The 13,669-nt window shown below is 67.6% G+C and carries 15 protein-coding genes; 4 read left to right on the top strand and 11 right to left on the bottom strand.

The features are described 5' to 3' along the window. Position 1: 1 nt before the first annotated feature. The 7 genes from RT614_RS01900 to RT614_RS01870 form a co-directional block, all read right to left on the bottom strand. A complete protein-coding gene (locus RT614_RS01900; RefSeq protein WP_313619886.1) occupies positions 2 to 712 on the bottom strand; it encodes an ABC transporter ATP-binding protein in 711 nt (236 codons plus the stop codon). Continuing rightward, positions 709 to 1,464, bottom strand: a complete 756-nt coding sequence (locus RT614_RS01895; RefSeq protein ID WP_313619884.1) for an ABC transporter ATP-binding protein — start codon at positions 1,462 to 1,464, stop codon at positions 709 to 711. The genes RT614_RS01900 and RT614_RS01895 overlap by 4 nt, the downstream gene beginning before the upstream one ends. Further along, complete coding sequence (locus tag RT614_RS01890; RefSeq protein ID WP_313619882.1) at positions 1,457 to 2,428, bottom strand: branched-chain amino acid ABC transporter permease; 972 nt, start codon at positions 2,426 to 2,428, stop codon at positions 1,457 to 1,459. The genes RT614_RS01895 and RT614_RS01890 overlap by 8 nt, the downstream gene beginning before the upstream one ends. A 2-nt stretch (positions 2,429 to 2,430) precedes the next feature. Beyond that, the gene (locus RT614_RS01885) at positions 2,431 to 3,303 is read right to left on the bottom strand and encodes a branched-chain amino acid ABC transporter permease (RefSeq protein WP_313619881.1); all 873 of its coding nucleotides are present in this window, start codon (positions 3,301 to 3,303) and stop codon (positions 2,431 to 2,433) included. An 8-nt stretch (positions 3,304 to 3,311) separates the two neighbouring features. Beyond that, positions 3,312 to 4,517 (bottom strand): ABC transporter substrate-binding protein, encoded by a 1,206-nt coding sequence (locus RT614_RS01880; protein WP_313619880.1) that lies wholly within the window; start codon positions 4,515 to 4,517, stop codon positions 3,312 to 3,314. A gap of 19 nt (positions 4,518 to 4,536) precedes the next feature. Further along, a complete protein-coding gene (locus RT614_RS01875) occupies positions 4,537 to 5,334 on the bottom strand; it encodes a GntR family transcriptional regulator (RefSeq protein ID WP_313619879.1) in 798 nt (265 codons plus the stop codon). A gap of 62 nt (positions 5,335 to 5,396) precedes the next feature. Continuing rightward, positions 5,397 to 7,088: a diguanylate cyclase gene (locus RT614_RS01870; RefSeq protein ID WP_313619878.1), complete on the bottom strand. Its 1,692-nt coding sequence runs from the start codon at positions 7,086 to 7,088 to the stop codon at positions 5,397 to 5,399. 113 nt (positions 7,089 to 7,201) lie between these two features. Between RT614_RS01870 and RT614_RS01865 the strand changes: the two genes are divergently transcribed. From RT614_RS01865 to RT614_RS01855, 3 genes are read left to right on the top strand one after another with little or no spacing between them, the layout of a single operon-like run. Further along, positions 7,202 to 7,843, top strand: a complete 642-nt coding sequence (locus RT614_RS01865; protein ID WP_313619877.1) for a hypothetical protein — start codon at positions 7,202 to 7,204, stop codon at positions 7,841 to 7,843. Further along, entirely contained in the window at positions 7,836 to 8,627 is a 792-nt protein-coding gene (locus RT614_RS01860; protein ID WP_313619875.1) for a hypothetical protein, read from the top strand. The genes RT614_RS01865 and RT614_RS01860 overlap by 8 nt, the downstream gene beginning before the upstream one ends. Before the next feature lie 27 nt (positions 8,628 to 8,654). Further along, entirely contained in the window at positions 8,655 to 8,999 is a 345-nt protein-coding gene (locus RT614_RS01855; RefSeq protein WP_313619874.1) for a hypothetical protein, read from the top strand. A gap of 40 nt (positions 9,000 to 9,039) precedes the next feature. Here RT614_RS01855 and RT614_RS01850 read toward each other — a convergent pair whose 3' ends face one another. The 4 genes from RT614_RS01850 to RT614_RS01835 all read right to left on the bottom strand — a co-directional run bounded on the left by RT614_RS01850 (position 9,040) and on the right by RT614_RS01835 (position 12,693). Then, entirely contained in the window at positions 9,040 to 10,428 is a 1,389-nt protein-coding gene (locus tag RT614_RS01850; protein ID WP_313620632.1) for a DHA2 family efflux MFS transporter permease subunit, read from the bottom strand. 246 nt (positions 10,429 to 10,674) lie between these two features. After that, on the bottom strand, positions 10,675 to 11,367 hold the full coding sequence (locus RT614_RS01845) for an SDR family oxidoreductase (RefSeq protein WP_313619872.1): 693 nt from the start codon (positions 11,365 to 11,367) through the stop codon (positions 10,675 to 10,677). A gap of 117 nt (positions 11,368 to 11,484) precedes the next feature. Next, positions 11,485 to 12,081 (bottom strand): TetR/AcrR family transcriptional regulator, encoded by a 597-nt coding sequence (locus RT614_RS01840; RefSeq protein WP_313619871.1) that lies wholly within the window; start codon positions 12,079 to 12,081, stop codon positions 11,485 to 11,487. 75 nt (positions 12,082 to 12,156) lie between these two features. Continuing rightward, positions 12,157 to 12,693: a YaeQ family protein gene (locus tag RT614_RS01835; protein WP_313619869.1), complete on the bottom strand. Its 537-nt coding sequence runs from the start codon at positions 12,691 to 12,693 to the stop codon at positions 12,157 to 12,159. 212 nt (positions 12,694 to 12,905) lie between these two features. Between RT614_RS01835 and RT614_RS01830 the strand changes: the two genes are divergently transcribed. Further along, positions 12,906 to 13,556: a LysE family translocator gene (locus RT614_RS01830; RefSeq protein WP_313619868.1), complete on the top strand. Its 651-nt coding sequence runs from the start codon at positions 12,906 to 12,908 to the stop codon at positions 13,554 to 13,556. Positions 13,557 to 13,669 lie beyond the last annotated feature (113 nt).

The following is a 13,669-nucleotide window of genomic DNA, read 5'->3' as shown; positions in this document are numbered from 1 at the left end:
ATTACATCCCAAGATAGGCGCGGCGCACGTCGTCGCTGGCCAGCAGGTCGGGACAGGCGCCGCTGTAGCGGATGGCGCCGTTCTCCAGCACGTAGGCGCGCTGCCCCGTTTCCAGGGATTGGCCCACGTTCTGTTCGACCAGCAGGATGGCCAGCCCGTCGCCATGCAAGCGCCGGATAAGGCCAAACAATTCCTCGACCATCAACGGCGACAGGCCGAGCGACGGTTCGTCCAGGATCAGCAAGCGCGGTTCGGCCATGAGACCCCGGCCGATCGCCAGCATCTGCTGTTCCCCGCCGGACATCGTGCCGGCCAGTTGTTCAAGGCGTTCGCGCAGCCGCGGAAAGATGTCAAGCACCTTGTCCAGATTGGCGGCGCGCCGCTCGCGGGCCCGGGTGAACGAGCCCAGTTCCAGGTTCTCGCGCACGCTCAGGTTGGGGAAAATTCGGCGGCCTTCCGGCACCTGGATCAGGCCGGCCTGCACCACCTGGCGGTAATGGCGGCCGGTCAGGTCCTGGCCCTCGAAGCGGACGGAACCGCCCCACGGCCGGCACAGTCCGCACACCGTGTTGTTCAGTGTGGACTTGCCGGCGCCGTTGCTGCCCAGCAGCACGACGATCTCGCCGGCCGCCACGTCCAGATCGACGCCGCGCAGTACTTCCATGCGCCCGTAGCCCGCACGCAGGCCCTTGACCTCCAGCAGCGCGCTCATGCCGTCGCCCCCTGCGCGGCCAGCCGGGCAGCCGCTCCATGGCCCAGATAGGCCTCGACCACCTTGGGGTCGCGCGTCACTTCGCCCGGCGTTCCCGAGGCGATCAGCCTTCCCTGCGCCAGCACCCACACGTGCTCGGCCAGGCTCATCACGGCGCGCATCACGTGTTCGATCATCAGCACGGTGACGCCATCGTCCACCAGCTTTTTCACCACCGGAATCATCTCGTCGATCTCACTGGGATTGAGCCCCGCCAGCACCTCGTCCAGCAGCAGCAGGCGCGGCCGGGTGGCCAGCGCGCGCGCCAGCTCCAGGCGTTTGCGGCCGGCCACGGTCAGGTCCGCCGCCGGCTTGTCCAGCGAGGCCTGCAGGTTGACGCGCGCGGCCACGGCCTCGGCGGCGGCCAGCGCTTCTTCGCGGTCAGCCAGCCGCAGGTGCGCGCCCACGGCGATGTTCTGGCGCACCGTCTGCGCGCCGAACGGCTGCACGATCTGGAAGGTGCGGGTCAGCCCCAGCCGCGCGGATTCGTGCGGGGCGCGGCCGGTGATGTCCTGTCCCGCGAAATGCACGGAACCGGACCCGGGCTTGAGAAAGCCGGACAGCAGCCCGAACAGCGTCGTCTTGCCCGCGCCGTTGGGGCCGACCAGCGCGGTCAGGGAGCCTTGTCGCACGTCCAGGCTGACGTCCTGCACGGCCTTCAGGCCGCCGAAGGTGATGGAGAGATTGCGCGCTTGCAGCAGGATGTCAGACACGGGCGCGCTCCTTGATGCGAAACAGGCGGCTCAGCGACTGGCCGGAACCGGTGATGCCGCGGGGCATGAACATCACGATCAGGATCAGCACCACGCCGTAGATCACCATGCTGATGCCCGGCAGTTCGCCGAACAGATTGCGGGTCAGGTCAGCCAGCGCATGCAGGGTCACCGCGCCCAGCAGCGGCCCCCACAGCGTGCCCATGCCGCCGACGATGGCGCCCACCAGGGCCTCCACCGACACGGCCGATCCGAAGGCGATGCCCGGGTCGATGTATTGAAAGACCTGGACGTAGAACGCTCCGGCCGCGCTCATGAATGCGGCCGACAGCGCGATGCCGCCGAGTTTGACGCGCAGCGGATTCACGCCGATGGCGCGCGCCGCGTCCTCGTTGTCGCGCACCGCCTGCAGGTAGGCGCCGAAGCGCGAATGGCGCAGCCAGGCGGTCACCAGCAAGGCCAGCAGCACGAAGCACAGCAGCAGATAGATATACCCGCGGCGCGAGCCGAACTGCATGTTGGCCACGCCCTCTTGCAGGGGCACCATCAGGCCAACGCCGCCACCGGTGAAGGAAACGGAAAGCGCAAGGATGCGGAAGACTTCGGCAAACGCCAGCGTGACCAGCGCGAAGTACGAACCCTTCAGCCCGTAGCGGAACGTCAGCCCGCCCACGGCCACGCCGACCAACGCGCCCAGCGCGATCGCCATGGGCAGCACCAGCCAGGGGTTGAATCCAAGGTTCAACTGGCCCAGCGCCTGCGCATACGCGCCCACGCCGAAAAACAGCGCATGGCCGAACGACAGCTGGCCGCCGTATCCGCCCAGGATGTTCCAGGCCTGCGACAGCAAGGCCGCGTACAGCGACATCATCGCGAAGGTCAGCAGTACGCCGGACTGGGCCAGCGCGGCGAAGGCCACCATGGCCACGCCGAACAGCGCGATTGCGCAAAGATCCTTTTTCATGCTCAGCCCCTCGCCCCGAACAGCCCCTGCGGGCGAAACAGCAGCACCGCAATGAAGATCGCGAAGATGCCCATCTGGCCCAGCGAATCACCCAGGAACAGGCCTCCGATGGACTCCACCACGCCGATCAGCAAACCGCCCACCAGCGCCCCCACGAAACTGCCCATGCCGCCCAGGACCACGATGGTGAAAGCCACCAGCACGAAACCGCTGCCCACCTGAGGATTGACGTAGTAGGCCGGCAACAGGAAGCAGGCCGCGGCGCCCAGGCACGCCATGCCTATGCCGAACGACACCGCGTATACCTTTTCGACGTCGATGCCCATGAGCTTGGCGCCCTGCTTTTCGCGGGCGACGGCGCGGATGGCGCGGCCCAGGTCGGTGCTGCGGATGATCCAGAACAGCACGGCCGCCACCGCCAGCGCGCCGCAGAAGGCGATGACCTTCGGCAGCGCGATCATGGCGGGCCCGATCTCGATCGTGGACAGCGTGTACGCCGTGTCGATGCTGCGCGTGTCGGACTTGAACCAGACCAGCGCCAGGTTCTCCAGCACGATCGCCAGGCCCAGCGTCACCAGCAGGATGTTCTCGTCCTTGCCATGGCTGGCGCGGTTGATCACGAAGCGCTGCAGCGCATAGCCCAGGGCGAACATCCCCGCCACCACCAGCGGCAGCGCGGCGTAGGGATCGATGCCCAGCCGGTCCTTCAGCAGGTAGACGGCGTACAGCGCGACCATGAGCGCCGCGCCATGGGCGAAGTTGATGATGTGCAGCACCCCGTAGATCAGGGTCAGGCCCAGGGCGATGAGCGCGTACACCGCGCCCGTCGTCAGGCCGTTCAGCACCGAGGAAAAGAGGATGGCGGGATCCAGCATCTGTCTGCTCAGGCCTTCAGGGGGAACACGGCGTCGGCCTGGCGGTAGTCCGTCGGGAATACCACCTTGATGTCGCCGCCGATCACTTGCGTCAGCAAGGGCTGGGCGCCGGTGTTCTGGCCGTTGACGAACTTGGTCGGACCGTACGGCATGATGTTGTCCTGGAAGGTGCTGGCGGCCAGCGCGTCGATGATCGCGGCGCGGTCGGCGGATTTGGCGCGTTCCAGCGCGTCGGCCAGCAGCAGCATCGCGGTGTAGGTCATGAAGACCTCGTAGCTGAAGTACGCGCCCTTCTCTTCCACGCGGGCCTTCAGGGGCGCCACGCGCGCATCCTTGGGGTTGAACCAGTGGTTGCAGTCGATGATGCCGTTGGCGATGTCCGGAAATTCCTTCAGGAACTTGTAGCTGGACGCCGCGCCGCCCAGCACCGAATAGATCGCCTTCGGCTGGACCTTCTGCTGCTTCATGGCGCGCAGCAACAGCGCGTATTCGTTGTAGTAGTTGGCGGGAATGACGATGTCCGGATTCACCGACTTCATGCGCAGCACGATGTTGTTGAAGTCGCGCGTCGGGTTGGGATGCTTGACCACTTCCTTCACTTCGAAGCCGTGCTGCGGCAGGGACTTGGACAGCAACGCCGCCGTGCCGGTGCCGAAGAGCGAATCCTCGTGCACGATCATCACCGTCTTGGCGGGCTTGCCCGCCGCGTCGTTCAACGCCGCCAGGTCCAGAATCGCGCGTTCGCTACAGGCGCGGTAGCCGGGCCCGAAGCGGAAGGTGTTCTTCAGGCCGCGCTCGACGATCTGGTCGGCCACGCCCACGTCCACCACGTGCGGCAAGTTGTATTTGGCCGCCGTCTGGGTGGTCGCCAGGCAGATCGCCGACGCGTAGGCGCCCACGATGGCCGACACGCCCGCTTCGTTCATCTTTTCCACTTCCGCCGAGCCCGCCTCGGGGCGCGACTGCGCGTCGCCCAGCACGGCCTGCAGCGGCGCGCCGCCCAGCGACTTGATGCCGCCCGCCTTGTTGATGTCTTCGATCGCCAGCAGCGCGCCCAGGCGGCATTGCTGCCCGGAATACGCCAGCGCCCCGGTCACGGGATGCAGCACGCCGACCTTGATGGGCGCGGCGCCCTGCGACCTGGCCACCCAGGGCGCGGACACAAGGGCCGCCGCGGCGGCGGATTGGTACAGGAAGGTGCGGCGCGAATTCATGGGGAATCTCCGAAGGGGTTCAATGGAATTGGGCCGACAGCTCTTCGCTGACCCAGACTTTGGCGTCGATGCTGCCGACGCGCGACAGTTGCAACTGATATTGGTAGCGGTCGGGCCGGTACAGGCCCTGCAGAAGCTGCACAGGGCGGTCACCGACGTCGCGCACGACCCGCGTCACGGCCAGCAGCGCGGATCCGACGGAAACGTCCAGGTGGCGCGCGACCTGCGCATCGGCCAGGCGGGCCGAAATGGTCTGCGTGGCGCCGCCGAATTCGACGCCGGCGGCTTCCAGCAGCATCAGCAGCGGCTCGCGCTCAAGGTCTTCCCGGGTGAAATCGGCCACGGCCTGCGGCACGTAGGTGGTGATGTGCGAGAGCGGCCCCGCGTCGGTGCTGCGCACGCGCAGGCTCTTGTGCACGGGCGCGCCGGGTTCGATGTGCAGGGCCTCGGCCACGGTGGGCGGCGCAAACACGAGCGTGCTGTCCAGCACCTGCACCGAGGTGCGCAGGCCCATGTTGACGATGTTTTCGAGCAGGCCGGTCAGGTGGGCCTTCTGCTGGGCGTTCGGGGCGGGCGTGCTGTGGACGCTGGGCGCGCCACGCAGGGGCCACGTGCCCAGCCCCGGCCGGCGCGACACCAGACCGTCCGCCACCAGCATTTCCATCGCCTTGCGGATGGTGATGCGGGCCACGTCGAACTGGTCCGCCAGCGCATGTTCTCCGGGCACGCCGTCCTGATCGAAGCGTCCCTCCTGCAGTTGCTCCCGCAGGACGAGATAGATCTGGTGGTACTTCGGAAGTGGTAATGAGGTTCCCATGCAGGGAACTCTAGGGGTGTCCTAATGTACCGTCAATGGAACAAATGGCCTGGCGGGTTGTTCTATCGGGAAAACACCGACTCGATCCGATTGCGTCCCCGCTGCTTGGCGAAATACAGCGCGCGGTCGCTGCGGCTGAGCGCCAGTTCGGCATCGTCGTCCATCGTGTGCAGGTCGGAAATGCCGATACTCACCGTCAGCGGAATGGGGCGCCCGCCGGACGAATAAGGCGTATCGGCGATGCGGCGCTGCACACCACGCGCGAAAACGCGGGCGCGCTCGATATCGGTGTCCGGCAAGACGACGGCGAACTCCTCGCCGCCGATGCGTCCTACCAGGTCGATTTCACGCAGCTGGGCGCGCAGCATCTTCGCGAAATGCTGCAGCACACCATCGCCGATCGCATGCCCGAAGGTGTCGTTGATGTGCTTGAAGTGGTCCAGGTCGCACATCAGCACCGCCGATCCGCGTCCGCCCAGGCCTTTGATACGCGTGAGTTCCGCCGCGATGCGCGTCATGAAATGGCGGCGGTTGGGCAAGGTGGTCAGCGCGTCGGTCGCGGCCAGTTCGCGCAGTTCCAGTTCGGCGCGCTTGCGGTCGGTGATGTCGGTGACGAATCCGTGCCAGACCACGCCGCTGTCGGCATCGCGCCGCGGACTCGCGTCGCCCTGGCGCCAGCGCACGCCCTGCAGCGGCAGGCAGACGCGGAACTCCAGGTGCCACGGCGTCTGCGCGGCCGCGGCGGCCTGCAGGGACGCGCGGTAGGCCGGCAGGTCGTCGGGATGGATGCGTTGCTCGATGGCGGTCGTGTTGGCCCGCACGTCGTCGGCCGTCAGTTCGAACATGTCCCAGATGCCCGCGCTGACGTACGAGAACCACGAGCCGCCCTCGGGCACCGGCCGGCACTGGAAGACCAGACCGGGCACCGCGTCCGTCAGGTTGACCACCAGGTCGGCGGTGCGCTGCAGCCGTTCGGACATGGCGCGCACCGCGCTGATGTCGGTGGTGGTGCCCATCATGCGCAGCGCCTTGCCGGATTCGTCGCGGCTCACGACCTTGCCGCGGCTGCAGATCCACTTGTAGCTGCCGTCCTTGCACCGGATGCGATGCTCGACCTCGTAGCTTTCCGTCTTGCCGTCGAAGTGGTTCTGCATGGCGGCGCGCACGTAGTCCAGGTCGTCGGGATGCAGGCGGGTGTAGGCGTCTTCGATGCGGGTGGTGAGTTCGGATTCGCCGTAGCCCAGAAGGGCCTTCCAGCCCGGCGAATACGTGATGTCGCCGGTGACCACGTTGCGATCCCACACGCCCGTGCCGCTGCCGGCAATCGCCAGCGACAGTTTGCGCGCCTCGTCGCGCCAGGACGCTTCGTCCGCCCGTTCCTGCGCCAGCGCCTGGCGCTTTTCAACGGCCGCCGCGGCGACGCCCGCGAGGTCTTCGAGCGCCTGACGGTCTTCGGCGGTGAAGTCGCGGGGTCGGCCGTGCAGCAGCCGGAAGACGCCCAATTGGCGGCCATCGGCGGCGCGCACCGGCGATTCGGCGGAGAAAGGAATATTCGCGGGATTTTCAGTCGGCATGCCCGCCTGCGCCTGCCAGACGCCGTCGGCGTCGGTGCACGCCACCAGCGCCATGTCCACGTCAAACAGCCGCCTGGCCAACCGCGCCAGCTTGTCCAGGGGGCCGTCGGGTTCGGGCTGCACTGCGCCCTGGCCGTTGCGCGGCAAGGAAGATTTGGACGCGTCACCTGTTGCGGGCATTTCAGGACCTGATCAATACGGATTGCATCGGTACAGCCATGCACTAAGTGGCTGACATTCTGTCACGTTCCGCACCAAAATTGCATCATTTCGGAAGATAAGATCGCGGACCTATGAGTCCCCTTATTCGCGTCATATTCCCGTGGCAGCGGCGCCTGTGGCAGTTGGCGTTTGTCGCCCTGCTCTTCCTGCAGGCCGGCATGGCCGCCGCCCAGTCCTTCGACCGGCATGCCGAAAACCTGCGTTACCAGCAATGGCTGCGCGATTTCCGGCAGGATCTTCTGCGCCTGCGCGATTCGGCGGATCCGGCGCAGGCGGACATCGACGCCCTATTCGCCCGTACCGTCGTGCCGGGGTCACGCGCCACGACGCTGTTGCGCAAGCTGGCCGCCGCCGCGCCCGACCGGACCCGAGGCGAGATCCACTTCGCGGGCATCCAGCGGGTATTCCTGGCCGTCCTGTCCGACTCCATCGTCGCCGGGGACGGCGGTATCTATCCCGATACGCACGCCGCCTACCAGAAGGATGTCTTGCACGTGCGTTACCTGCACGTGGACGGCGGCGGCCGGCTGGAGCGCTACTTCAGCGATCCCGCCGTCTTCAAGCCCTACCGGCTGCCAGATGCCGGTGTCTACCAGCGCGACGTCTACCCTTTCCTGCTGTTCGAAGAGCGGGACGGCAAGCTGCGACTGGGCGGCGTGTCCAAGGAATTCTGGGATCTGGTGAGATTCATGGACGCGCAGCAGTATGCGTAACCGCCTGCTCCCCGTGGCGACGCTGGCGGCGACCCTTGCGCTACAGGCGCCGCCGGTTTTCGCCGCCGGCGCCGTTGCAGGCGTCGTCCCTGCCCCGTCCGCCGCCTGCGGCCCGGCAGCCGGCGGTTTTCAGCCCCATGACGCGATGACGGGCATCGCGGTGTCGGTCGACCTGAACCACGAGCGCGTGCTGCTGGGCCGCAATGGCGAGCGCGTGGCGACGCGGCCCACGCCCGTATGGGCGCCGGATTCCGGCGACCTGATGCCGCAAACCTGGATGGACAAGGTGGATTGGTCCGTCTATCGCGTCGACGGCGCAGATGTCGCCGCGCCCACGCGGCTTTATGTCGACGCGGGCGGCCGCCTGTGCCGCGTCGAACAATATGACGCGCCCCGCCGCGGCCCACGCAGCGGCCGCGCCGCCGGCGGCTATGTGCTGGAATACGATGCCTCGGGCGCGCTGCGGCGCGTCGCGCACTACGAGCAGGCGCCGGGCGCGGCGTACCGGATGACCGGGCTGACCTGCCTGGCGCGGAACGCGCAGGGCGCGCTGGTGCATTTCATCGCCGACCGCTGCGACGACACACCGAATCCCACCGCCGGCCGGCATTTTGTGCGCGCCCCCGCGGGCGAGCTGCTGCGCGTCATCGACGTCACCGCCCAGGACGAACCCGTGGCCGTGCATGCCTATGACGAACAAGGACGGCCCGCGCAACGCTATGTGCGGCGGCATGCCGCCTTGTTCGGATCCGGCGGCGGCGACAGCCCCGTCGCCTATGCGTAGCCGGCCATTAACGTCGACCGTGTCGCCGTGTTGGAACGCGATGAACTGTCCCGCCTGACAACCGACGTGCCCGGCAACGCATGGCGCATCGTGCGTATCGCCGACGACGTGCCGCTGGACGACACCGATTTGCAGTCCTGGGATCCCGGCACCCAGACCGTACTGATCCAGGGAACGACCGGGCCGCAAGGCGAGGCGCCGCTTGCGCCGGACGTCCAGGAACGCGTCTGGCAAGCCATGCGCGACATGCCGGGCCGGATCTTCTGGTATCTGGATCCGATGACGCGCATGGCGCTGGTGCCGGCGATGTCGCCCGCCACGTGGCAGGCGTGCACCGACCCCTCGAACCTGGCCGCGGACGCGTGCCGCTGACGCCGCCATCCGTCCGGACAGGCGGGCGCCATCGTCCGGGTCATGCCGCCTTCGGCCGCGTGTCCACCGCCAGGCACAGCAGCGCCGTCAGCAACGCCAGCCCGACATGCCCGGCGTAGATCGGCGAGAAATCCGCGTGGCTGGCCGCGCCGTGCCCCAACAGCAGCACCGTGACCGCCACACCCAGCACCCCGCCGATCTGGCGCGTCGCCTGGTTCACCGCGCTGCCCACGGCGTAATGCTGGGCAGGCAGCTTGTTCACGGCGGCGCCGGACAATGACGGCAACACCATGCCCACGCCGATGCCGCTGAGCAGCAGGCCGGGCAGCCAGTCGGTCAGGTAGGCCGGTTCGGCGCCCGGCACCAGCAGGAACCATAGCCCGCTGGCCGCATAGATCAGTGCGCCGCCCACCAGGAACGGCCGATGGCCCATCCGACCGGCCAGCCGGCCGGTAATGATCGCCGTCGGCATCACCAGCAGCGGACCGGGGGTGACCGCCAATCCCGCCCGCGGCAGGCTGTAGTGCCACACGCCCGTCATGTAGAAAAAGAAGGCGAAGAACATCATGGCGAACGCGATGCCGAAGCTGAGCGTGGCCAGGTTCACGTAGCGATAAGTCCGATGCCGGAACAGTCCCAGATCGACCAGCGGGTGCGGCGTCACGCGCGCCCAGGCCACAAACGCGATCATCGCAATCACGCCCACGGCGGCCACGATTGCAAGATCGGCGCGCTGCCACGACGGCGATTCCGATTGCACGATGGCCAAAGCCACCGCGCCCACGCCCACCATCAGCAGCGCCATGCCCACGCCGTCCACCCGGCGGCGGGCGTCCGGTTTCACCGATTCCTTGAGCAGGCCCGCGCCGAACCACAACGACAACGCCCCCAGCGGCAGGTTGATGTAGAACGCCCACGGCCAGCCCGCGATGTCGACCACGAATGCGCCGAGGCTGGGCCCGACAGCCGCCGCCAGCCCGCCGACCGCGCCCCACAGGCTGACCGCCACCGACCGCTGCGACGCGGGAAACGCCGCCAGCACGATCGACAGCGAAGCCGGCGTCAGCAACGCCGCACCGATCGCCTGCAGCACGCGCGCGGCAATGAGCCATCCTTCGGAAGCGGCCAGGCCACAGGCCGCCGACGCCGCCAGGAACAGCAGCACGCCGCCCATGAACATGCGCTTGCGGCCGTGCGTGTCGGCAAGACCGCCTGACGGGATCAGCATCGCCGCGAACACAACCGTGTAGGCGTTGAGCACCCACGACATGTCCGCGGCCGAGGCCTCTGGAAAGCCTTCGCGCAGCGCGCCGAATGCCGCGTAAAGCATCGTGCTGTCCAGCGACACCAGGAATACGGCGATGCTGGCGACCCAGAACACGGGCCAGGGCGACGCGGGTGCATGTGCGGATGCAGGGGCGGCTGACATCGAGGAACCGGGGGCGTTGGGGCCTGCGGATTCGCGCGCGGTAATGCCTGCGGAACTGGTGTCGGGGTGGTTTGGGGAAGCGGCGGCGGGAGTACGGGCGGCCGGCGTACGGGCAGCCTGCGTATCGGCTGCGGACGTACCGTCAGCAGGCCTGCCAGCGGCGGCGGCCATGGCCTCGGCGCCGGAACCAGCCAGGGACGCGCCCGAAGATGTTGTGTTGGCGTGCATGACGGACGGCTCCCCGATTTACAGATAGACCGCCGGGCTGGCGGTCAGTCCCTGCTTGACCTGGCGCGTCTGCTCGTCGGCCAGCACTTCAAGTTCCCCGGCCTCCAGTCCATCCAGCGCCTGCTTCACGATCGCTTGCGGCGTCGACTTCGGCGCGTCGATGCCCTTGGTCAGGTCGGTGTCGACGAAACCCATGTGCAGTCCCAGCACCTGCGTGTTCTGAGCAAGCAGCTCGCGGCGCAGGCCGTTCGTCAGGGCCCAGGCGGCGGACTTGCTCATCGCGTACACGCCCAGCAGCGGCCCGTTGATCCAGCTTGCGATCGACAGCACGTTCAGCATCGCCCCGCCGCCATTGGCGGCGAGCACCGGCGCAAAGGCCTGCGCCACCATCAGGGGCCCGAACAGATTGACGTCCAGATGGCGGCGCGCCAATTCGACGCTGCCCGGGGCCAGGAACCCGCCTGGGTCGGCGATGCCCGCGTTGTTGATGACCAGTGTCACGTCCTTGGCAAGCTCGGCCGCGGCGGCCACGTCGTCGGCGTTCGTCACGTCCAGCTTCACCGGCACCACGCCTTCCAGCGCGATGCCGGACGGGTCACGCGCGGCGGCGTAGACCTTGCGCGCCCCGCGCGCCAGCGCCTCGCGGGCAAAAGCCAGGCCCAGGCCGCGATTGGCCCCGGTGATGAAAACGACGGCATTCTTGAGTTCCATGATGGGTATCCCTGTGTGGTGATCGCGCGGATCAGATCGGTTGGCACTGTTAAATATGATGATCATCATATTTATGTTCGACAAAAAGGCCGCGCAAAGCGGCCAGGCAAAAATCAGTCAATGGGAGCTTGCGGCGCCCTCGCGGTCGTATTGTTCCAAGACCGCCTGGCGAGCCGACGCCAACAAGGCGCGGCCCCGCGGGTTGTCGCCCAGCGCCCGGGCAAGCTGCAGCGCCCCGACCAGCGTACTGAGGACGGCCGCTGCCGCGTGTTCGCCCGCATCCGCCGGCAGCACCTGTTGAATGCTTTCCAGCAGCCGTTGCACCCTGCCCGCCGCTGCTTCGCGCACGTCATCGGATTGGCGGGGAATCTCCGACGCCAGGGCCGCCACGGGGCAACCGCTTTCGCACCCGACCAGATGGGCGTCGCTCAGGTACGTTTCCACCCACGCGCGCAGCGCGGTGGCCCCCTCGGCGCGGCGGCGCGCCATGGCCTGTGACAGGCGGACGGCGCCGTCCTGGCCAGCGCGTTCCATCGCCGCCGCCAGCAAAGCGTCGCGCGAGGGGAAATGGGCATAGAAGCCGCCGTGCGTCAGGCCGGCTTCCTTCATGATGTCAGCCACCCCGACGCCCGAATACCCGGCGCGCCGGATGGCGCGCGAGGCTGCGTCGACGATGCGTTCGTGGGATTCTTCCTTGCGGCGGGAGGCAGACATGTCGCGACCACCTAAAATATGATGATCGTCATATTAAGCCCGCCTTTATCCGGAGCGCAAGCCCCGGCCCCTATTTCAGCGCCACACCTCGGGTTCCACGCTGACCTCGCCCTTCGCAGCCGAGAAATACACCACACCGTCCGAGATGTTGGCATTGAGCTGCATCGTGCGTTCGGCAAGCTGGCCCAACGCCCGCGTCTGATCCGCCGGCAGGTTCACCACCTTCAGATTGCGCGTGCGTTCCAGCTTGTTGCGCACCCCGTCCCACCAGATCTTGCTGGCGGACCCGCCGTAGCAATAGACGATCACCTCGTCGGCGCGCCCGCAGGCCCGCAGGATCCGGCGCTCTTCGGGCTGCCCCACCTCGACCCACAGCTTCACCGCGCCGGTCAGATCCTTCACCCACAGGTCCGGCTCGTCCGTGTCGCTGAGCCCCTTGGTGAACGCCAGCTCCTCTTGCGCATGCAGCGCAAACGCCAGCAAGCGCACCATCATGCGCTCGTCCGTTTCCGAGGGATGGCGAGCCACCGTCAGCCCGTGGCTGCCGTAGTAATGGCGGTCGGTATCGGCGACGTTGAGTTCGGCCTTGTAGATCGTGGCGCGCAGGGCCATGGCAAAAATCCGTAGAAAAAAGCGAATTGCGAGAAGGCCGCCATGATAACCGCCCAGGGGCCGAGACCGCGGGCGCGACGGTTCTTCTATGACCACCCATGGCAACGAGACCGCCCGCGCGACGTTTCTCCTGACCAGGTTGCGGCGTTACACTGCCCGGGCGCCCGGACGTCATGCCGGCACGCCAACCTCATTCCGTCCCCGCCCTCGCCATGACCGCCACCGCCGCCCTGCTCGCCTTCACCCTGGCCGCCGCCATCCTGACCGTCACGCCCGGTCTGGACAACGCCCTGGTGCTGCGCACCGCCGCCGTCGAAGGCGGCCGCCGCGCCCTCATGGCAGGCCTCGGCATCAGCGCCGGCTGCCTGCTGTGGGGCACCATCGCCGCACTGGGCCTGGGCTCATTGCTCGCCGTATCCACCTTCGCCTACGACACCCTGCGCATCTGCGCCGCCATCTACCTGTTCTACCTGGGCGTCAAACTCCTGTGGAGCACCCGCCCCAGCCGCAAGACCGCCAACCAAACGTCCGGCATCCTGGCCGCCGCCCAACGCCCCGGCACCACCGGCACCGGCTGGTTCGTGCGCGGCTGCCTGACCAACGCCCTGAACCCCAAGGTCGGCGTCTTCTACATCACCTTCCTGCCCCAATTCATTCCGGCAGGCACCGACGTCCTGCGCTTCAGCCTGCTGCTGGCCACCGTCCACGCCCTGGTAGGCATGCTCTGGTTCGCCCTCCTGGTAGCCGCCACCCGCCCCCTGGCCCGCTGGCTCTCCCGCCCGGCAGTCACCCGCGGCCTGGACCGCGTCACCGGCGCGGTGTTCATCGCATTTGGATTGAGGCTCGCGCTGGAACGGCGCTGAGGAAATCGGTATTGCGGGTGTCCGACACCTGGTTGAAACTCACACCTCCCGCCAGCGCGCAGCGCCATCGCTACGACGCAAGACGACGCGAAGCCAAAGAAGGCCGCCCGCGC

Source organism: Achromobacter sp. (genome assembly GCF_032102605.1).
GTDB lineage: Bacteria > Pseudomonadota > Gammaproteobacteria > Burkholderiales > Burkholderiaceae_B > Achromobacter.
This window is presented reverse-complemented; position numbering and strand designations above follow the sequence as displayed.